Consider the following 24323-nt stretch of genomic DNA (forward strand, 5'->3'; position numbering starts at 1 on the left):
CCCCCGTTTTATAACCGTCATTATTTATAGGATATCTTCATGCACAAGGATCTTGTCTCTCCAGATTCACTGCGTCAGATCATATCTGGCCTGTTTACTCAAAAAAATACACTGGTGGATGATAGTGATGATTTAATTCGCAAAGGGCTGGACTCAATGCAAATGATGGCATTGTTAAACCAGTTGAGGCGTCAAGGATATCGCGTCACCCTTCGTGAACTTTATCAAAAACCCACACTGTATGCCTGGAGCCAGCTTCTGCAACGTCATGCGCCTGTTACTCACACAGCACTTAAGCCTGACGCAGCGCAGCCACTGATTACAGATGCTCGTCCGTTCCCGCTGACCGCAGTACAACATGCTTATTTTGTTGGGCGTTCGCCAGAGCAGACGTTGGGAGGAGTAGGTTGCCATTTATATCAAGAATTTGACGGTATCGGGTTGGAACCTGAACAACTGGAAGCGGCAATTCATAGGTTGATTCAGCGACATCCGATGTTACGAGTGCGGTTTTTGCCCGATGGTCGCCAGCAAGGGATGGCTGATGCTTATTGGAAAAAATTAACGGTTCATGACCTGCGCAGCTTGACAGCAGAAGAACAGCAACAAGCGCTGAATAATATACGTGAACAACTAAGCCATCGGGTATTACAGGTTGAGCAAGGGGAAACGTTCGATATTCAGCTAAGTCTGTTTGGTGAGAATCAGCACCGGTTGCACGCTAATATTGATTTGCTGATCATGGATGCCGCTAGTTTTAGCCTGTTCTTTACTGAACTGGCGGCATTAATTGTTAAACGTAATCTGCCTGTTATCCCTTCCGACTACGATTTTTGCAGCTATTTAGCGCAATATCAGGCTCAATTCGCGCAGGCTCGACAAGAAGCAGAGATATTCTGGCGTAACCGGTTAGATATCCTTCCCCCTGCCCCGCAACTCCCTTTGGCTAAGGATCCATCCCTAATAAAAAACGTCCGCATTCAGCGCAGATGTTTCCGCTTGGCTCCTGAACATTGGCAACGTTTTAAACAACTTGCTCAACAAAACGGTGTTACGCCAACGATGGCATTGGCGACCGCATTTGCTGGTTTATTATGTCGCTGGAATCATGCCCCCCGCCTGTTGTTTAACCTGACATTGTTTGATAGAGCGCTGTTGCACACCGCAGTTGATAGCCTGCTGGCCGACTTTACTAATATTCTGCTATTAGATATTCCTGCTGATAATTTGCCGTTCTGCCAACTCGCTAAAGATGCGCAGGCAACATTTGCCGAAGCTTACGAACACCGCCATTGGTCTGGTGTGGAAGTTTTACGTGAACTTAAAAAACGCGGTAGTCATCCATATGGCGCGCCAATTGTGTTTACCAGCAATTTAGGCCGACCTTTATATGGTGAAAATACCCGTGATGTTCTGGGAAAACCAAGTTGGGGAATATCACAAACACCTCAGGTATGGCTGGATTTCGTTGCATTTGAACATGAAAACACGCTGAATATTCAGTGGGATAGTAACGATGAACTCTTCCCTGATGGGTTAATGGATACCTTATTTACCGCTTATCAGGGGTTCATTGAACATCTAACGGAAAACGCCACACAGTGGAGTAAAGAATTACCGGATCTGATGCCTAAATCACAATACCAGCTTCGGTATCAGATCAATGACACAACTGAACCTTTGCCGGATGCCCTTCTGCATGAAGGTGTGTTTTTGCAGGCAGAACGTACACCAAATATTGTTGCTTTGGTGACTAATAATAAGGAAATCAGTTATGGTGAATTAAGTTTGGCCGCTCGCTGGTTAGCAACCGTGTTGCAAAAAATGTCGGTTATACCGGGAGATCGGGTTGCCATTAGCATGGAAAAAGGCGTTGGACAAATTGTTGCGGTATTGGCGATACTTTATATCGGCGGCGTTTATGTACCGGTTCCTGTTGATCAGCCAGTAAACCGACGTCGTGCTATCTGCGAAAGTGCTGGAATTCGTGTCGTTATCATTGATCCTGAACAACACATTGATCTTGAAAAACACAATGATGACTGGTCACAAGATGTACACTGTGTTTCCTGGCATCAGGATGAGCAATGGCCACCTTTGGCAAACATGGTTAAGCGTGCGGTTACTGATCCGGCTTATATCATCTATACCTCTGGTTCAACCGGTATGCCAAAAGGAGTCGTTATCAGCCACCAGAGCGCACTCAATACCTGTTTGGATATTAATCGCCGTCATCAGGTCCAAAGTAGCGACCGGTTATTGGCACTCTCTGCTCTACATTTCGACCTCTCCGTTTATGACATTTTCGGTATTCTCACCGCGGGAGGTGCGCTGGTATTAATTAATGAAGCACAGCGTCGTGACCCATCAACCTGGGAAATGTTGATCGCGCGTCATCATGTGACGTTGTGGAATAGTGTGCCCGCACTGTTCGATATGTTACTGACCTATTGCGAAGGCATGGAGGTCGATGCGCCGAAAGCACTTCGTACTGTGATGTTGTCCGGGGACTGGATTGGCTTGTCACTGCCTGAACGTTACCGCGCCTTCAATCCTGATGGTGTTTTGAGTGCAATGGGTGGTGCAACAGAAGCGGCTATTTGGTCAAACGAATATATCGTCAAAGAAGTTGAAGCACAGTGGCGCTCCATTCCGTATGGCTATCCTTTAGCTAACCAGCGTTACCGTGTCGTAGGTGAAGATGGCCGTGATTGTCCTGACTGGGTTGTCGGTGAGCTTTGGATTGGTGGTGCCGGTGTCGCATTAGGCTACTTTAATGATGAAGAACGCACTTCCGCTCAATTTGTTGTCGATCAAGGGGAACGCTGGTACCGCACCGGTGATCTAGGTTGTTACCATCCTGAGGGCTGGCTTGAATTTCTGGGACGTCGTGATAGTCAGGTAAAAATTGGTGGTTATCGAATTGAGTTGGGAGAAATTGATGCGGCACTTAATCAGGTAATCGGAATCAGTAAAGGGGTGGCACTCGCCAGTGGCGAAAAAGAGAAGTCGCTAGTGGCGTTCCTTGAATTGGATGGTGATTCTTTATGCCAACGGATAAATCGTGCGCCTCAGTTACCGGCTGGCTATCGCGAACTGTTCCCTGCAACGCACGCAATAACCACGGATAACAGTGGACCTCAAGTTGCAATGTTCCTGCTGGAACATCTATCTCGTCACGGTATTACCTTTACTTCACCGCAATCATTGACAGATTGCTTGAAGCGCTATCAGCCCCAACCGGAATACCATGACTGGTTTGCCTGTATGTTGGCATATCTTTGTCAATGTAAGGTACTAGTTGAATCTACACAGCATATATATCAGGCCGGATGGTTACCTGCTACATCCAATAATGAGGCGATAGGTATCCCGGAACGTTGGCATGCTGTGTTACATGATGTTCTTACCGGGCAACAGACGGCGATCGCATTACTTGACGATCCGCAATTCGCACCGGAACAACAACTGTTTGTATTGCCAGAAACCCAGCAGTGGTTAGCAGGGTTGCAACAGGTCATCACTGCCCTTTCTCAGCGATTACAACGCCCCGTGACTTTGATGGAGTTTGATGCTCGCAGCGGTCGCTGTGCGCAGTGGTTGGCTGAGCATATTACTGATCAGCACCTCTGTTATCTCGGCTTTGAACGTTCTCAAGCACTGGTCAATCAGGCGCGAACACGGCTGAGCGGTTATGTTCATGCATCAGTACAATATTGGTCTGAACAACGTTGGCCTGAACAAGTTCCTGAATCGCTGCAACATCAGGCTGATATTATTCTGCTGAATAACGTATTACATCGGGAAGAAGATCCCGCATGTTGTGTCAAGGAATTGGTACCCCTTGCTCAACCTGGCGCGTTGATATTGGTAATGGAGTTGCAACAGGCATCGTCTCTCTCCCTGATTACGACTGAATTGCTTTCACCTCAAGGTATTCAATTACGTTCTGCGTCACAGTGGTTATCGCTATTATCACAACGATTGCCATTACAGGCTGAAACGCCAATTACCATCGGTAACCTTAATGTGTTATTGATGCGGTCAAGTGACAGTGTCACCATTCCAGATCGGGAAAAAATTAAGTCTGTTCTGGCACAACATCTGCCGGGATATATGATTCCACAGCGCTTGCATATCATTCCTCGCCTGCCACTGACACCTAACGGCAAAATTGATCGTAAGGCGCTGTCGCAAGAACTACAGTCTGCGACAAAAACAGAGACATCATCACGCCGGAATGAAGTGGTTTTGTTAAATGCAGTTGAACAAACCGTTGCTGACATTTGGCAACGTTTGCTCAATACAGAGCAACTGGGCCGTGACAGTGACTTTTTCCAACTTGGTGGAGACAGTCTTCTGGCTACACGCTTGGTTGGTGAACTGACACAACAAGGCTTCAAAGGTGAACTGGGCCATCTTTTCCGTAACCCACAATTAGCTACATTTGCGGCTACGCTGGTTCCTCTGGCTGAAACCTCATCAGCAGAGTGTGCTCTGCCGAAAGAGCAAAATGAATACCACCCTTTCCCACTCACGGAAGTTCAGCAGGCTTATTTGGTCGGGCGCCATCCGGGTTTCGCTTTAAGTGGTGTTGGCGCGCATTTCTTTATTGAATACCGGATAGAGCAATTAGATGTTCAACGTTTAAATCGGGTGCTAAATCGTCTGATTCAGCGTCATCCAATGCTGAGAACCGTGGTTGTTAATGGGCAGCAACAGGTATTAGAAAATGTCCCGCAGTTCTCTGTCAAACAACATCAATTCACCAATATTACGCAGGCCGACACATTACGTGAACAGCTTTCACATCAGGTATTAGATGCCGGCAACTGGCCGGTATTCGATTTCCAGCTTGCGCAAGATGATGGAATTATCTCCCGGCTATTTGTCAGTCTGGATAATCTGCTATTAGACGGGTTGAGCATGCGGATATTGCTGGCCGAATTAGAACAGCTCTATCTCGACGAGCAACATGAATTGCCACCATTGAAAGTGACATTCCGGGATTGTGTGTTACGCCAGCAGCAAATGCCGACGCACCGGCATTCGCTGCAATATTGGCAGGAGCAAGTGAAAACATTACCACTGGCACCACAATTGCCACTGCGTATTGCCCCGGAAGAGGTTCAATCCCCACGTTTTGTGCGCTATAGCGATCGGTTATCTGCATATGAATGGAGCCAGTTAAAACAACATGCAGCGCCTTATCAGATAACGCCTTCCGCGCTATTAATTGCGGCTTATGCAGCGGTTCTTTCCGCATTCAGTACTAAACCGGAGCTAACGCTCAACCTTACCCTTTTCGATCGTCCGCACTGGCATGAAGATATTAATCACATTCTGGGTGATTTCACTTCTCTGTCATTACTGGCCTGGCACCCGAAGAAAAATTGGTTATCAAGTGCCCGTAGATTGCAACAACAGCTCTGGCAGGATCTGGATCACCGTCACATTTCAGCAATTAGAGTGATGCGTGAATTGGCACAGAGCCGTAGCCCCGATGCGGCCATTATGCCGGTCGTTTTCACCAGTGCATTGGGAACACACCAAGGGCAATTTCTTTCGCATTCATCATGGATGAAACCCGTTTGGGGTATTTCCCAAACGCCACAAATCTGGTTGGATCACCAGGTTTATGAATCTGATAATGAACTTTGTCTAAATTGGGATGCTGTCGAAGAATTGTTTGAACCGCGTCAGTTGCAAAACATGTTCAATAGCTACATGACGCTGTTGCGTACCCTTGCGGCACAGCCAGAAAGTTGGCATGCGGTACTGGAACAACTGATGCCACGCCAGCAATCCGTGATGGTTGAAAATACTGCTGTTACCATTGCGCCATCACTGCGTTCAGCGGGATATGACCCACAAATATGCAGCGAAATTCAACGCCTGTTCTTGTCTATAACAAATCATCCTATTAACGCACAACAAAACTTTTTTGAGGCAGGAGCCAGCTCGCTACAGCTAATTCAATTGCATAGCAAATTACAACATGCGGGTTTTTATCATCTTGCCGTGACTGATTTATTTGCTTATCCAACAGCAGAGACGCTCAGTTTGCGCTGCCGGAAGGATCCCCACGACGGAAATCGCCAGTCGATTACCCCTCGTCGGCGTCAACAACAAAAGCGTTTGCAACAACGGGAAAAACGTCATAAAGGAGCTGCATAATGACTGATTTAACACCTCACTACGATAATTGCGATCCTATCGCAGTGATTGGCCTTGCCTGCCGCTTCCCGCAGGCACCAGATAGCAATACTTTCTGGCATAACCTGCAACACGGAGTTGAGTGTACTGTTCCACTCTCCCGTCAAACATTATTAGATGCAGGTATTCCTCCTGAAGTTATTGAGAGTGAAAATTTTGTCAATCGGGCAGCGATATTAGAGAAGGCGGAACAATTTGACGCCTCGCTGTTTGGTTATTCACGTCAGGAAGCGGAGATGCTCGATCCTCAACAGCGTCTTTTTCTCCAGACTGCCTGGCATGCCCTTGAGCATGCTGGTTATGCACCACGCCATGTCCCGTTGAAAACCGGTGTTTTTGGTAGTAGCCGAGTCAGTACTTGGCCTTCATGGTCACAATTTTCCATGACTGATGTTGGCAAAGTTAAAGGGCTTCAAGCGTTAATCAGTAACGATAAAGATTATCTTGCGACACGTACCGCTTATAAATTAAACCTAAAAGGCCCGGCACTGACGGTACAAACAGCGTGTTCAAGTTCACTGGTTGCCGTACATATAGCTTGTGAAAACCTGCGTGCCGGTGAGTGTGACATGGCGTTGGCTGGTGGTGTGGCAGTTTCTTTCCCGCAAGAAAGTGGTTACTTGTATCAGCCGGGAATGATCTTCTCCCCTGATGGGCATTGTCGCCCTTTTGATAGCCAAGCAAATGGCACCTATGGTGGCAATGGCGTTGGTGTTGTCACGCTAAAACGCTTGAGTGATGCTCTGCGCGATGGCGATCCCATCATGGCTGTGCTACGTGGCAGCGCAATTAATAATGACGGCAATGAGAAAGTTGGCTTTACTGCCCCTTCGGTTAACGGTCAGCGCAACGTTATTATCGAAGCACTTCAACTGGCGGATGTCAGTGTTGATGATGTTGGGATGATCGAGACACATGGCACAGGAACGCCTCTTGGCGATCCGATAGAAGTCGACGCGTTACGCAGCATATTTTCTGACCGTAGTGTGGCGGTACCGCCTTGTTATCTTGGCTCAGTGAAAAGCAATATGGGCCATCTTGATACGGCTGCCGGCATTGCTAGCTTGATTAAAGCGGTTCTGTCTGTTTGGCATGGGCATATTCCACCGACGATCAATGTTCAGCAACCCAACCCAGTTTTACGGTTGGAACAAAGTCCATTCAAGCTGGCAACACAAGGGCAACGCTGGACACAAGCATTACGTACCGCGGGCGTCTCTTCGTTTGGTATTGGTGGTACTAACTGTCATGTCGTCGTGCAATCATTGCCAGAAAAATTACGTCGTCACCGTGTCCATCATGCGCAGACTTCGCCTTTATTGCTCTCTGCTGCTTCTGAATTTTCATTACGTCAATTGGCCCAACGTTATGCGGCTGCGCTCAATGGTGCACCAGAGCATCATGCAGATTTGGCATGGACCGCATTACAGGGGCGTGATTTTTCATTACCTTGGCGTTTAGCGTTGACGCTAACGCCACAGAGTGCTGCAAATTTATCCGCTTTTGCCAACAAGAAACCAACACAAAATGTTTTCAGTGGGCAAATCAACAGCGAAAGTAAGCAACTTTGGCAATTTAGCGGCCAAGGTTGCCAATGGTCTGGCATGGGAAAAGCAATGTATGCCAGCTCTCCTGTTTTTTCCGCTATGTTGGATCGTTGCTGTGCAGCCTGTGCATCAAAGTTGGCATTGCCATTAAAAGCCGTGATGTTCGGAGAGCATGATGCCGCATTAGCCACCACAGAATACGCACAACCGGCAATTGTGGCGCATCAGATTGCACTGGCGGCACATTGGCGGGCGCTTGGATTGAAGCCTGATTATGTATTGGGGCACTCGGTTGGCGAATTTGCCGCTGCCGTTGTTGCCGGGATTCTCACACCTGAACAGGTGATGCCGCTCGTTGCGGTACGAGGCAAACTGATGCAAAGCTGCTCCCAAGGGGGCGCAATGCTGGCGGTTTTTGCCAATGAAGAAGAAGTACTTCCGTTCGTTCGTTCGCTGGCATTAGATTTGGCGGTTTGCAATGGCCCACAACACTGGGTTTGGGCCGGTACAGCGACGGAAATTGCTACTTTGGCGCAACGTCTGGAACAACAGCAGATTCGTTGCCAACGTCTAAACGTTGCCTGTGCAGCACATTCAGCCATGCTTGATGGCGTACTGGAGGCGTTTTCTCTGCGTTGTAGCCAGTTGCAACCTACATTGGGGGAAATTCCGCTGATTTCTACCCTGACAGCCAATATTGCAACGGCTGAACAATTAGGTTCACCGGACTACTGGCGTAACCATATGCGTCAGACCGTACGCTATTACCCGGCGGTTGAATTTGCTCGCCAGCAAGGGGTGACATTATTCATGGAGATGGGGGCTGATGCACAATTAACTGGCATCGGGCGGCGTGTCAGTCTGCCACAGGAAACCTGGATTGCTAGCGTACAGCGTCAAGGCTCTCCAGAGACAACTCAGCAAACGGCTCTTATGCAACTTTACTGTGCTGGTGTGCATCTTGACTGGCCGCATCTTTTCTCGCTTACTGGGGAAAAATGTCATGCTCCGCTCTATCCATTTGATGAGCAGCATTATCGCTTCCCTGCAACCAAATCTGTGCAGCCCACAACCAATATCAATTCTGGACTTGATGTAAATGCTTTGCTCGATCCTGCCATTGAGCAAAACCCCGATGCTGCAACACTACGTGAGTTGTATACCGATGCATTGGTATATCAATGTCATGGGCGTGATACTGAACAAGGTTTCAGTGCTATCGACACTATTCGGGCTGGCCGTCTGCAACCTCGTTGGCGCCCTTTGTTGGAACAATTGTTAACCTATTGCGTCCAGCAAGGTTATTACCGGGAAGTTTTTGGGCCAACAACAAGTAAAATGTATCGTCCTGATCGTCCCCTGCCATATGCCAAACGCAGATTATTAGAGGCACGTTTACTCACTGCTTTCCCTGCTTTGATTTATGCGGGTGAGCGTCTATTTGCCCTGTTAAGCGATCGTTGCGATCTGCCGCGTCAGTTTGTATCAACACAAGCTGCAACCAACTCATGGCTTCCCGCACCACAACCGTGTCCCGATACCCACTATGCCCTACACTGGCGTACAATAAACATCACAGATAACCCAAGATCTTCAACGGCATATACTCTCCGTTCTTCAACTGAGAATGACGAGATAGTTAATCATTGGTGTCAGGCGGGTATTCATTTACAGCCAGAAAGCGGAAATATCTTATTGCTGCTTACTGGCAGTGATGTACTTGAATTATGCAATCAAGTTATTACCGAACTAAAACGTGATGAAGAAATACCATTAACCGTTGTCACCTGTGGCGCTCAACCGGAAACCACCTTATCACCAGAGAATATCAATCCAGCTCAATATGCTGTCTGGGCATTGTTACGTGTCGCAGTTGAAGAATATCCCCATCGTCGTATTCAAGCGATTGATATTGCTGATATCAACGATGCTGACGCTTTGTCATTAGCGCTTGGATATTTAAGTGAACATAACCGTTGGCTGAGAATACGTGGCAACCAAGTCTCGGTACCCGTTTTACAACGTCAATCCTTACTGCTTTCTCAACAGCCGATGTCGATTCCTCATCAGGGTTGGCATATCGTGACTGGGGGAATGGGCGGAATTGGTCAGATTTCCATCCGTTGGTTGTTGGCTCAAGGTGCACGTAGAATCGCGGTATTTGCCCGTCGTCAACATGCGGATTGGGATGCTTTTGTTCAAGAGTTATCACTGAATATTGAATGTGAGATCCGCTGGATTAACGTTGATGTTACTGATACGCCAGCTTTGTTAAATTCAGTGCGGACGCTGGCACAAGAGGATGGTATCGCCGGGGCGATTCATGCGGCGGGTATCGCTGATCACACCCAGTTGGCAGAACTTGAACCTCAACGTCTGTCACAAATGTTATCGATAAAAGCCCTAAGTGCATCGGCATTGCAAATTGCTCTTAAGCAACATAATGCACACTATCTGTTGCTTCATTCTTCTGCCGCATCAATGTTAGGTGCTCAAGGGCAAGGTGCTTATGCCGTTGCCAATGCTTACCTGGAATCTTTGGCGCTGACAGCACCGAGTCCGTTGGTGGTAAAAACACTGGTTTGGGGTGTTTGGGGTGGCGTTGGTATGGCCCGCGAGCGGCGATTAGTGGAAAAATTGGCACAAGATGGCATGTTACCGTTCAGCGTCAATGAAGGTATCTGGCATTTTAATCAATCTCTGCGTACCGCATCTCCTTGCTATCTGGCAATACGGTTAGATGAGCATCATCCTGATATTTCGCGACGTTTACAGGCTGACACTGCTCATATCCATCCAGTGGCAACCCCAGCTCTTTCACACTCTGTCGATAACACGCTGTATCAGGACAGTGAAGAACGGCTTAATTGGTTGCGTCAACGTATTGCTGTATTGCTACGATTAGAACAGCCTGAATGTTTGGCACCGCAACAGGACTTACTGCAATTTGGTTTGGATTCCCTGCTGTTCCTGGAGCTAAATGCGGTGATCCACCAGCAATTTGGTTTCAGATTAACTGCCGAGTTGGCTTATCAGAATATGACTTTAGAGGGGCTTAATCGGCTTATTGGCGACGCATTACCTGAACAACCAGTAACCTGTTCTCAGCCTGAGATCATTATTGACAGCGCCCAACGTCATGCTCCATTCCCGTTAACACCCATTCAGCACGCTTACTGGATTGGTCGTACTCAGGCCATTGATTTCGGCGGTGTCGCGTGTCACGTCCTATTTGAATGGGATTTGACACTGGATAGTTTTGATATTCCGCGTTTTGAACAGGCATGGAATGCTTTAATTCAGCGTCATGGCATGTTGCGCATGGTCGTGGATGAAGACGGACAACAAAGAGTTTTGCCTGAAACGCCTTGGTATGTGTTATCACAAGATGATTTGCGGATGTTGGATGAAACCGCTTGCCTACAGGCGCTGGTTCAGCGTCGTCATACGCTTTCTTACCAAGTCCCGCCAGCAGAACAGTGGCCGTTGTTTGAAGTTTCTGTTTCTCTGCTAACGAATGCACGTTGTCGCTTACATATGAATCTGGATCTGTTGCAGTTTGACGTACAGAGTTTCCGGATCATGATGGACGATTTGCAACGCGCTTACCACCAGCAACCCCTGATCCCGCAGGTGTTTACTTTCCGTGACTATGTGATGGCGGAGCAAGCTCAACGGGCAAATAAAGAGTGGCAGGCATCATGGGCATATTGGCAGGAACAATTACCTTCATTGCCTCCGGCGCCAAGATTACCGCTGAATCCACAACTGCCCCAGCGTAGTCAGCCTCAATTCACAACTTATGAAGGTCGATTAGCACAATCTGATTGGCAAATGCTTAAACAACGCTGGCAACAATGGGGCGTGACTCCTTCTGCCGGTCTGCTGACGCTGTTTGCTCATACTCTGGAATGGTATAGCCGTCATCCGCTGTTTACTCTCAACCTGACATTCTTTAACCGGCAACCTTTCCATCCAGAGGTTCAAGATCTGATTGGTGATTTTACCTCAGTTATGTTGATGGATTTTGATTTACGCAAAATAACCTCCTTGCGTGCCAGCATGGAGAAAACACAAGCTTTGCTGTGGCAACGACTGAGCCACAACTATGTCAATGGCGTTGAGGTGTTGCGAGAACTTGGCCGCCAACAAAATGGTGAAGCTCAAAGCAGGCAACCGCTGACGCCGGTAGTTTTCACCAGCATGTTGGGAATGGCACAAGAAGGCGTCGCCATTAAACAATCCATCACTCAGTTACTGGGTGATCCAGTCTTTGTTCTGAGTCAAACCCCGCAAGTCTGGCTGGATCATCAGGTCATGGAAGTGGATGATGATTTACTGTTTAACTGGTACTGCATGGATGATGTATTGGCACCGGGGGTTATTGAAGCACTATTTGCCGCTTATAATGCTCTGTTAGTGCAAATTTGCCATCAGCCTGACTGCATAGAACATTATGATCTTCATATCCCCCCTTCCGGTCATGCACGTTATAACTTCTGGCCGCAACAACCTGAATTGCATCAAGCTGAACAATATTTGCGTACTAAACCTGAAGTACGGTTGGCGGAAATTCAGCCACGTCAGGACGACACGCAAGGTTATAACTTATGGCTGGTGGCGGAAGATAATTTGCCATTATCGCTACCAGAACCATTGGCAATAAACACTGATAAGTTACCGCTGCCTGAGTTAGCTGAACAACAGGCATTTGAGCGCTCCTGGCAACACATTGAGCAGCAAGCGTTATTTGGCCTGAGCCAGACATTACTGCGTCATAATCTGTTCACTTATCCTCAGCAATGTCACTCTCGTGCAGAGATTGAACAACGTTTACAACTGGCACCACAGTATCAGCGTCTTCTTACCCAATGGCTGACGTTATTAAACAACCAAGGATTGATTGAAAAAAACGCTGATGGATACCGTTGTCTGCAACCGCTTACTCATGTTCTTGCACCTACAGCAAAACTGGACGATGCCGTATGGTGTCAAACGATTAGCCGTTATGTTGCAACATGTATCGAGCAACATGATGCCCTGCTTGCCGGGCGAGGTAATGCGTTGGAACTGCTGTTTGCTGATAAACAGACCACTGCCAGCCTCTATAGTGAGAATCCAGCGTTACGATGCCTGAACCAAACTGCCGCTGAAATTGTCCGGCAATTGAGTCAAGTATCTGATCATTTCACTGTACTGGAAGTCGGTGCAGGAACTGGAGCAACCTCATCGAAGGTGCTTAAGCACAATGCACAATCGATTGAACGCTATCACTTTACCGATGTTTCGCCGCTATTCCTGGATGATGCACGCCAGTTGCTCAATCATTATGGAGAAACTGTAAAATTTGCGCTGTTCGATATTAATCAGAGTATTGATTTTAGCCAGCATCCTGAATCCGGTTATGACCTGATTATGGCGGTTAACGTGTTACATGATGCAACCCATCTGCGAAACACCTTGCAACGCCTGTCACGGTTACTAAAAACCGGTGGATGGTTGCTGATTATTGAATCGACGAAACGCGAAAGTGCGATGCAACTCGCCAGTGTTGGTTTTATTGAAGGCATTAATGCCTGGAGTGATGATCGCGGCGATAGTGCATTGATGGCGCTTGCGGACTGGCGTAAGTGCTTGGAGAAATCCGGCTATCGGGTTTCATTGGAATGGCCGGGGCAAGATGGACCAGAACTGCATCAACAACTGATTCTGGCGCGGGCTGAACGGCAAACACGGCTCAATATCAGTGAAATAGCGGCACAATTTTCCACTTTGCCTTATTCATTGCATGTTCAACAGCAAGAACAATTACCATTGATCATGACCGCTAAAGAGAGCGTAGCACAGCGATCAACTCTGGAAGCAGTACAACCGGAAACAGAGGATAACCAGCTCCATGATATAGAGCAGCAGGTAATCGCGCTCTGGTGTTCACTGCTTCCTCAGCCAATACAGCGCCACAGTGACTTTTTCCAAAGTGGCGGTGACAGCTTAATTGCTACCCGAATGGTGGTGCAATTGCGTCGTCAAGGTTACGAACAGGCAAATCTGCAACAGCTTTTTGAACATCCTAAGTTGAGTGAGTTTTGTCACACCTTGCGAATAGTTGAAACAACACCCACTACACAGGCTGTTCCACTTGAGGCTAAGCCAGCATCGGAGCAGACGCTTCCACTGACTGCGTTGCAATATGCCTATTGGTTAGGCGAAAGCCAGCTATTCCAATTTGGTAACGGTATTGCGCATTTCTACGCTGAATTGGCTATCAACGATCTTGATCTGCCACGTTTTACCACAGCTTGGAACCGTGTGGTGAGTCATCATGCGCAATTACGTGGCTATGTGAAGGATGGGCAATATCATATTCTGCCGGAAGTGCCCTGCTATACCCCGACGGTAATTGACTGTCGTAACATGATGCCTGATCAACGCGAGACAAAACTCGCTGATGCCCGCGATATCTTGCGCACTAAAGGTGTTCCTAGCGATAACTGGCCGCTGTTTGATTTGACGCTATATCGTACTGATGACCGGGTATGTTTATTGCATTTGACTATCGACCTACTGGTTGCCGATGGCAAAAGTCTGACATTAATCCTACGCGATTTGCAACGCGGATATCAGGAACCTAACTGGCAGCCAGAACCACCGGCAGCGACTATTAGTGACTATATTCAAGCACTGGAAGATGAGAAAACGGGGGAAGCCTGGCAACAAAGCCGGCAATATTGGCTTAATCGCTTACCTTATCTGCCTGATGCTCCGGTGTTACCGTTAAAAGATCATCAGTCACAAGAACTTAATCAACAATGTCTGACGGGATATATCAGTCCGCAACAATGGCGGCGTTTGCAACAACGTGCAGCAGAATACCGAGCTTCACCATCACAGGTTATGCTGACGTTATTCACCCATATTCTAGCGGTATGGAGCAACAGCGAGCATTTCACCATCAATGTTCTGCATGGCAACCGACTGTTAATGCCGCAACATTGCGATACGCTGGTCGGAAATCTGTCTACTACATCATTATTGGAAGTGGATTTACGCAATAGCACAGGATTCAGTGACGCGCTAAGTCGGATACAGAAACAGTGGTTAGCTGATCTGCAACATGCTCTATTTGACGGACAACTGGTACTCCGAGAGAAAAATCAGCACCGTCACAATCTAAACGCCGGTATGCCGATTGTGTTCAACGATACAACCGGTACTGCGGGCCAGGGGCCATCAGGGCTGGGAACGCTGAATCTCTTTGGTGCGCAAACACCGCATATTTATCTCGACTGTATGCTGATTTCCGGTTCAGATGGTGGCGTTATCATTCAATGGGCAATTTTGCCGCAACTGTTCCAGCCACAAGTTGCAGAAAACATGTTTGCGCATTATCAAGCTAGTGTCGTCGCCCTGCTTGAACCCGATTACCAATGGAGCACCTTACTTCCAGAGTGGCTCCCGGTAAGTGATCGGATTTTGTGCCAAGATAGTAATGCGACAAAGAATGTATTTCCGCCCCATACGATCTGTTCGTTAATTGAGCAGGCGGTAAATCGCTACCCACAACGTACCGCTGTAGTCGATGCTTATCGTCAAATCGATTACCGCACTTTGTGGTCACAAAGCCTGACGCTGGCTGCCCATCTACAAGCACAAGAAAATCAGCATTCGCCTCTGATTGGCGTGGTGATGGAAAAAGGTTGGGAACAGATTATCGCGGTTATAGCGATTTTATTGGCGGGACGGGCTTATCTACCTATTGATGCCGGCTACCCGCAACAACGCATCCATCAGCTATTGGCATCAGGGGAAGTTGATATTGTATTGACTCAACCTAAGTTTGCTCAACAGCTGAGTTGGCCTGATGGTGTGCAGGTTATCTCTCTGGATGAAATATTACTTAACCGCTTGCCGAAAAATACCGGTGAACAGCGTTTGTCTGCCCATCCTGAGGATTTGGCTTATGTGATTTTCACATCAGGTTCTACTGGCAAACCGAAAGGCGTGATGATAGATCATCAAGGTGCGGTTAATACCATTCTTGATATTAACCAACGTATTGCTCTCAATGAACACGATAGCGTACTGGCAATATCAGAATTGACATTCGATCTTTCAGTTTATGATCTGTTCGGTACTTTAAGTTGTGGGGCAAAACTAGTTATTCCTTCTCCTGGTGACAGCCGACAACCTGACAAGTTATTGACGTGGTTACAACAAGAATCAGTCACAGTTTGGAACTCTGTTCCGGCATTTGTCCAACTGCTTGAGGAGTACGCCAGAGATTATCCGCACTCCTTGGAGAGTCTGCGCTGGATATTGATGAGTGGTGATTGGATACCAACCAGTTTGCCAGAAAGATTATCTGCCCTTCACCCTGCCCTGAATATTCTTAGTTTGGGCGGTGCAACTGAAGCGTCAATCTGGTCTATTGCCTATCCTATCGTTCAGGTTGATCCAAACTGGCACAGCATTCCATATGGAAAACCACTGGCTAATCAGACTTTCTATGTGCTTAATGCAACGCTTTCACCCTGCCCGGTTTGGGTAACGGGGGAACTCTATATTGGTGGACAAGGGTTAGCGCTAGGCTACTGGGCTGATTTAGAAAAAACTGCACAAGCCTTTATTACCCATCCTCAAACCGGTGAACGGTTATACCGCACTGGTGATTTAGGGCGCTGGCGGCCAGACGGTAATATTGAGTTTCTGGGACGCAATGATCATCAGATTAAGATTCGTGGCTATCGGATTGAGTTAGGCGAGATCGAGCACCGCTTATGCGAGCATCCGGATATACAACAAGCGTTAGCGTTTGCACATACTACGTCAACCGGTGCATTGCAACTCGTTGCGGGTGTGCGTTTATCTGATGAAGCCCCGCTATCTACAGAGCTTTTACCGGTTCTGCCTCATTGGTTGCAACAGACCTTGCCCGTCTGGATGTGTCCACAGCGATTTATCATTCTTGATACGATCCCTGTATCCGACAACGGCAAAATTGACAGACGCGCATTGGCAGTTTTGGTTGAGGAGGCAGCACAGGAAATCAATCTTGCATCGTCGGTTGCTCTCAGTGTGACAGCACAAGCTGTGTTGAACCTTTGGCAATCAGTATTGGAACAACAAGCTATCAGTGTGCATGAGAGTTTCTTTACGTTAGGTGGAGACTCTCTGGCGGCGGTACGGTTAATGGTGAAAATCAATCAGACTTTTGACCGTCAATATCCACTCAGCCTGTTACAAACTTACGATACCGTACACTCTTTGGCTGAATTCATTGAACATCAGCCAGAAAACCCTTGCCAAGGGGTGATATTGAACGAGGGAAGCGTTGAACAACCTGCCCTGTTTATCGTCCATCCTATTGGTGGGCATCTGTTGGGGTATCGTCATTTAGCAGCCAATTTCGGTGACCAACGCATGATTGGGTTGGCGTTTTCGCCAGATAATTTAAATACAGATACTCCTTCTGTGGCAGCGTTGGCGGCTGACTATATCAGTCAAATCCGAGCTTTCCAGCCACAAGGACCTTATGCCTTGGCAGGATGGTCGTTCGGTGGATTGGTGGCTTATGAAATGGCTCATCAATTACGTGCGGTGGGTGAAAGTGTTTCTCAATGTATCCTGATTGACAGCTTTGCGCCAAATGTGCGCACCGATTTGACGCTGAATGAAACATTTTGTCATCGTCATTTCTTGCTCGATTTGCAGGGGCAATTCCCTGGTCTGACGCTGAATAATCATGTTATCGCTGCCGATACTAGGACTTTCCTTAATGCGTTGCACGATGCCTTGCCGCAATCTGCCCAGATTGATAGCTCGCTGACCGCACTTTATGACGTGTGGCGTCATAACCTGAATGCGTTGCTTGACTACTGTCCGCCGCAGACTTCACAGCCTTTCTGGCTTATACGGGCAGCACAGGCACTACCTGATTTTATGGATTATCTCGATCCAACCACTATCGCCTCAATCGATCTTGGCTGGCAGGCTTTTGGGCCAGTCAATGTGACACAACTTGCGGGCGATCATTACACCTTGTTCCAACATGAACATGTTGGCTCATTGGTTACTTGTCTGAAAGATATCTTGAATTCAGTACCAACCACTAATCTTGTTAAGGAGAACATATGATAAAGTCACGGCGGGTTCTGATTGTCGGTTCGAAATTTGGCGAATTATATCTTAATGCGTTCTTACAACCTCAGTCTGGTTTGGAATTAGCCGGTATTTTGGCACAGGGCAGTGCTCGCTCGCAGCAACTTGCCTGTGATTTTAATGTGCCCCTATTCCACTCACTGGATGAACTACCAGATGATATTGATATTGCCTGCGTGGTAATACGGGCGGAGGTTATTGGCGGCAAAGGCGATCAGCTCACTCAGGCACTTTTGGCGCGTGGAATTTCTGTCATTCAGGAACACCCCCTTGATGCCGAAGCCATTAAAAGACATCAATTAACCGCAAACAAACATGATGCAATGTTTTGGGTAAATAGCTTTTATAGCCAATGTCATGCTGGAAGAAGTTGGTTACATGCGGCGCGACAAATCACTCACTTATCACAGCAACGTCCGGTAAGTGGTTATCTGACAACCAGTCGCCAATTGCTATTTTCCGCTCTCGATCTGTTGTTACAGGCATGTCACTGTCCGGAACAGATGGAGATAGTCTATGTCGGTCAGCGAAGCAGTGCGTTTCATTGCTTTGAACTTAGCTTCGCAGGGACAACAGTAACATTAAACGTGCAATCCTATCTGGACCCGAGAGATCCCGATATGCACAATCTGGTAATGCATAAAATGACGCTGATCTGGCCTGTCGGTTATCTTACGCAGGAAGCCAGTTACGGGCCGGTCATCTGGACACCCGTTCTTCATGCACCTGATCATCTGAACAACGAACAAAGCCTCTACCTGAATGCCAGCCAGCCGGATGATAACTATCTGCACCAAGCAACATCACAAATTCTTTGTCCGGCAACCAAAAACTGGATGACAGCATTTGAATGTGATGGTGCTAAAGGTGTGGCATTTCTGCTCAATACCTTAGGTTCTGTATTGAACGGTGCCCTCTGCCCACCGGCTTTTGCTTACGATTACCAACTGCGGTTAGCAGGTTTATGGCAACAAATTTTGCGTATTATGGGAGAGCCTGTTACTCAGGATTTATCGTCCCCTGTTTGGATTGAGCCAGCAAAATTGATGTTAACTAAGGAAGAATGTTGATGACGTGGGCACTCCCTACACACCCGATGATTCGTCCTTGCCTGACGACTCACGGCAAACCCAAATACACGCTGTTAATCTGCCCCTTTGCCGGGGGCAGTACCAGTGCATTCCGCCACTGGTCCACACTAGAAAATTCAGATATAGCGGTTTCACTAGTGATTTACCCCGGACGAGACAGTCGGATGACGGAAAAGGCGGCCACCAATATTGCGACATTGGCGCAATCACTTTCTGACCTGATGGTGTCATTCACCTCCGCACAAAGAGAGAACCTGATACTTGTCGGTCACAGTATGGGGGCTCAAGTTGCTTTTGAAACTTGCCAACGCCTTGAGCAACAAAATTGTTCACCCAAGGCGCTGGTGCTTTCGGGGTGCCATGCACCTCATCTTCAATCCCGCCGCCAACTTAGCGGATTACCTGATCATGAGTTTATTGAACAATTGATTGATATCGGCGGTTGTAGCCCGATTTTGCGAGAAGATCCCGGCTTGCTTGCGCTGTTCTTGCCGATGCTACGGGCTGATTTTCTTGCTACGGAACATTATCACCGGCTCGTTCAGACTGACGCGGTAAAACTGCAAACACCAACATTGCTGCTTTATGGCAGTGAAGATAAAGAGGCTTCCGCGATAGAAGTTCAGCAGTGGCAACAATGGCTTGCAGACGGAGAGCAACACCTTTCATATCGCTACAAGGAGATTGTAGGCGACCATTTTTATATTACTCAAGAACCTGAGAATTTTATTCGCCACGTTACACAATTTATACAATATGTTTGTTTACAGGAGCTCGCATAATGGCACCTTTTTCTGTTCTAGGGAAAACACTTACTATGACGCCAGACTACCTTTGGAATGGCAAAACGCTGGACCAACAACTTGCCGGGTGGTCTGGTATTTGGAGCGATAAAACAGCGCTGATCTATCAAGAACAACAACTAACTTACCGTGAATTGCACCAATTCGCAGAGAGATTGGCCAGCGGACTATTTCGTCGTGGGATCCGTCGTGGGGATAACGTTATGGTACAACTGCCTAACCGTATCTCCTTTGTCGTTACCTGTTTTGCCCTGTTCAGGCTCGGTGCTCATCCGGTGTTATTAATGCCGACACAGCGGACTCATGATGTTCATGCCCTTTGCCAGATTGCACTCCCGGTTGCTTACATTATCCCTGATTGCTTCCATGATTTTGACTACCGAAAAATGGCACGAGAAATTGTGGCATCTTGCCCCGATCTAAAACACATTATTGTTGATGGAGAAGCGGAAGAATTTACCGCATTGGCATCCATTGATGATGAACCGGTAAATATTCCCGGCCCAAGTTATGGTGATATTGCTGTATTGCTGCTTTCTGGCGGAACAACTGGTACACCGAAACTCATTCCCCGTACTCACGATGCTTATACCTATGATTTTGTGTTGTCAGCCCGTCTGTGTACGGTAAATACAGAAAGTGTCTATCTAGCCGTACTGCCTGTGGCACATAACTTCACACTAGGCAGTCCCGGTATTTTGGGCACCCTTTCCCAGGGCGGAAGTGTCCTTCTGAGTGATACCGCCAGTTTTGATGAGGCCATGCCGCTAATCGAGCAACACAAAGTGACCCATCTGGCATTAGTACCAGCTCTGGCTCGGCTCTGGGAACAGGCTCGCGACTGGGAACAAAGCGATCTTTCATCCTTACGCTGTTTACAAGTGGGTGGTGGCAGGTTGACACCAGAACTAGCGGAACAAGTAATAGCACGCCTTGGGCCTTTGCAGCAGGTGTTTGGTACAGCGGAAGGATTACTCTGTTATACCCGATTGGATGATCCCCATGAGGTCATCATTAATACCCAAGGGCGTCCGTTATCAGAAGAAGATGAGATCAAAATTGTTGATACCAATTTACAACCTGTAGTACCCGGCGAGGTAGGAGAACTGATTACACGTGGTCCCTACACTATTACGGGATATTACCGTGCAGAGCTGCATAATACCGTGGCTTTCACCGCCGATGGGTTCTATCGCACCGGCGATCTGGTTCGTATGACCTCAGATGGCAACCTGATCGTTGAGGGCAGAATTAAAGAGCAGATTAACCGCAGTGGTGAGAAAATTTCGACCAAAGAAGTTGAGACCTTGCTGCTGCAACACCCTAACATTGATGATGCCGTTGTCATTTCTGTGCCTGATGAACTGTTGGGTGAACGAACCTGCGCCTGTTTACCTAACAACGGCAATCAACCGGAACCGGTGCAGATAGCGGCATTTCTACAACAGAAAGGGGTTCAGCGTCATAAAATTCCTGACCAATGGTTGTTTGTCCCATATTGGCCACTCACCACCGTGGGAAAAATTGATAAACGCCGCTTGGTACAGATGGCACAAGCAGAACATGGTCGCCCAATGCAGCAATATCATGAACAAACTGTTGTTATTACCAGCACTCCGTTAGATTTGATCACACATTTGCTTTCAGACGACGATGCACAACCTTATATGCTCTATGAAACAAAAGGTGAATGGTCACTTGGGATAGGCTGTGCAGCAACCATTAGTGCAGATGCATCGGGACAATTAATTGATCCACAAGGTAATCGTCATCCATACGATATCAACACATTAAGCCAAAAACTTGAACAGGCGCTCAATGCTCTTCCTATTCAGAATTGGCGGGCTTATGGAAGAACTTTATTTGAATTCTCCCATATGACATATGGACTGCCATTAGCACAACAAAACGAAGCATTAATAAAAATCACTATTCCACAGCATGAATTTCGTATAACTCCAGGACAGGTTCTGATACGAACTCTCGAAGAGAGTCAACTCACCATATTGAGGGAAAAAATTAGCCAGGTTGATCAATTAGGTACACCTGTTTTCCCGTGGACAAAAGATATGGAAATTATCAGTACATCAGACGCAGCGAAACGTTATCAGGATAATGTCGCCAATGCGGTTAAGGACATTGCCTCGGGTCACTACCAAAAAGTGATCCTGTCACGTCGAGTTGAACTTGGCTCGGATATTGATATGCCACACAGTTACTGGTTAGGCCGCCAAGCTAACACACCTGCTCGCTCCTTCTTCTTACGTGATGAAGATTTCTCTGTTTATGGTTTTAGCCCAGAAACCGTAGTTGAAGCGGATAGTTCAGGCTGGGTTAGCACGCAACCATTGGCTGGTACCAGAGCATTGACACATGATAAAGATCAGGATCAACGATTGAGAGCAGATTTGCTTTCTGACCCGAAGGAGATCTCTGAACATGCTGTTTCGGCTAAATTAGCATTAGAGGAACTGGCACCGATTTGTCAGGCTGACACACTTTGTGTATCAGAGTTTATGGCGATTCGTGAACGAGGTTCAGTACAACATTTGGCATCACGGGTAAAAGGATTACTACAAACAGACAAAAATCGTTGGGATGCGTTCATCGCCCTATTCCCGGCTGTAACCGCTTCGGGGATACCGAAAAAACCTTCTTTACAGGCAATTTCACGTTATGAAGATGAACCACGCCGACTTTATAGTGGTTGTGTCATGTTATTGGATAGCTCAGGAAAACTGGATGCGGCGCTGGTATTACGTTCTCTCTATCAGCATCAAGGGCGCTGTTGGCTCCAGGCTGGCGCAGGATTGGTCAGAGATTCAAAACCAGAAAGAGAGTGGCAGGAAACTTGTGAAAAACTTGACTGCATTATGAAATACGTTCGCCCTTGCTCTGGCAAAAAAGAGTAAATGAAGTAATAACACTTTTTCTTCCAAACCCCGGGAAAACCAGATCTGTCTCTGGTTTTCCCTAGACGACTAATTTTCTACTATGCTTAATCAGTCACTTCTAATTTTTCCTTCCAGTGACAACCATTAACTTAAAAAAATCAAATAAATAGATATCAGCTTGCAACTATTCTTGCTGGTACCCATTTTAATTGGAGGCAATAAATATGTTCTCTCGTCGTGATATCTTGAAGGCATCCGCAATTGGCGCGGCGGCCGCTAGCATGGGCGGTATGATTAAAACGGCTGTTGCTGATGAACAGCACAATACGGCTGCCGCTGGTAATAGTAAACCATCCACAAATGCTAAAAGTTTGTATAAATATAAATTCACCGATAGTAAAAAACGGGTATTGGAAAATGGATGGGCACGGGAAGCTACGGTGGAACAATTCCCGATATCTGAAGGGATTGCGGGTGTTGATATGATGCTTGAACCGGGTGGCGTGCGTGAACTCCATTGGCATGCTGTTGCCGCTGAATGGGCATATATGCTTGAAGGGCATGCTCGTATTACCATTATTGATCCGGAGGGCAGAAGTGAAGTAGCTGATTTTGGTCCCGGTGATGTATGGTATTTTCCCAAAGGTCATGGTCATTCCATTCAGGCGCTTGAAGATGGCGCGCATTTTATTCTGACTTTTGATAACGGACACTTCTCAGAATTTGGCACTTTTAGCATCACTGATTGGATAACGCATGTGCCGAAAGAGGTGCTTGAGAAAAGTGTCAACATGCCAGCATCTGTTTTTTCTAAAATCAAACAGGGTGAAGCTTACATCGTCGGTGGCGCTATCCCGCCAAAACTTCCCCTACCCGCCGATGACGGCGGATTAAACGATGCCCCACTCACCCACCGTTATGAACTCTTGAAGAATAAACCCTTCTTCGAGAACGACGCAGGGAGTGTTTATCGAGCATCATCGAAGGAATTCCCCATTTCTACAACGATCACTGGCCTCATCGAGACCATCAAACCTGGCGCTATACGTGAACTACATTGGCACCCTAATGCCAACGAGTGGCAATACTACATTTCAGGCAAAGGACGTATGACCGTGTTTAGTTCCCACGGACACGCCCAAACCGCAAAATATGGGCCGACCGACGTTGGTTATGTGCCACTGGGATTTGGTCACTATATCGAAAATATTGGTAATGATGATCTTCAAGTACTGATTGTGCTAGATAACGGTATCTACCAAGATATTTCACTTTCTGATTGGTTAGCTAAAACGCCGTCTTATCTACTGGCGGATAACTTCAACAATGATCCCTCCGATTGGGTGAATCGTCCTAAGGATAAGCTAGTTATATCGCGCCGTAGGACTTGAAATATTGCACAGTGGTGTATTGAAGGAACCTGTATAACTTTGTATATCAGAAATAGCCTCGTTTACACGGGGCTTTATTAGTAAAAAAACGCTCAATGAAAATCATTTATTAGGTGAGTTTTTTATTAACAAGAATCGAAAATTGCCTATTTCCTGCCATGCGCAATGATTATTTTACATTTACACAACCAGCCGTGACTATATTAAAAATATTTTGTTAACA

Annotated in this window: 6 protein-coding genes; all 6 read left to right on the plus strand. The window is 47.1% G+C overall.

What is annotated here, in order from left to right; translation table 11 throughout:
* Positions 1-39 precede the first annotated feature (39 nt).
* The 6 genes from CKY02_RS00255 (at position 40) to CKY02_RS00280 (ending at position 24100) form a co-directional block, all read left to right on the plus strand.
* A complete protein-coding gene (locus CKY02_RS00255) occupies positions 40-6177 on the plus strand; it encodes a non-ribosomal peptide synthetase (RefSeq protein ID WP_112893775.1) in 6138 nt (2045 codons plus the stop codon).
* Positions 6177-17897, plus strand: coding sequence for a non-ribosomal peptide synthetase/type I polyketide synthase (locus tag CKY02_RS00260; RefSeq protein WP_112893776.1), 11721 nt, complete (start codon positions 6177-6179; stop codon positions 17895-17897). Before CKY02_RS00255 ends, CKY02_RS00260 begins: the two co-directional genes overlap by 1 nt.
* A complete protein-coding gene (locus CKY02_RS00265; protein WP_112893777.1) occupies positions 17894-18991 on the plus strand; it encodes a Gfo/Idh/MocA family oxidoreductase in 1098 nt (365 codons plus the stop codon). Before CKY02_RS00260 ends, CKY02_RS00265 begins: the two co-directional genes overlap by 4 nt.
* Positions 18991-19794 carry a thioesterase II family protein gene (locus tag CKY02_RS00270; protein WP_240001966.1) on the plus strand — a complete coding sequence of 268 codons (804 nt, stop codon included), beginning with the start codon at positions 18991-18993 and terminating at the stop codon, positions 19792-19794. The genes CKY02_RS00265 and CKY02_RS00270 overlap by 1 nt, the downstream gene beginning before the upstream one ends.
* 35 nt (positions 19795-19829) lie before the next feature.
* On the plus strand, positions 19830-22727 hold the full coding sequence (locus tag CKY02_RS26100) for a salicylate synthase (protein WP_338047378.1): 2898 nt from the start codon (positions 19830-19832) through the stop codon (positions 22725-22727).
* A 206-nt stretch (positions 22728-22933) separates the two neighbouring features.
* Positions 22934-24100, plus strand: coding sequence for a cupin domain-containing protein (locus CKY02_RS00280; RefSeq protein WP_112893779.1), 1167 nt, complete (start codon positions 22934-22936; stop codon positions 24098-24100).
* Positions 24101-24323 lie beyond the last annotated feature (223 nt).

The organism is Photorhabdus bodei, assembly GCF_003287735.1.
Lineage (GTDB): Bacteria > Pseudomonadota > Gammaproteobacteria > Enterobacterales > Enterobacteriaceae > Photorhabdus > Photorhabdus kayaii.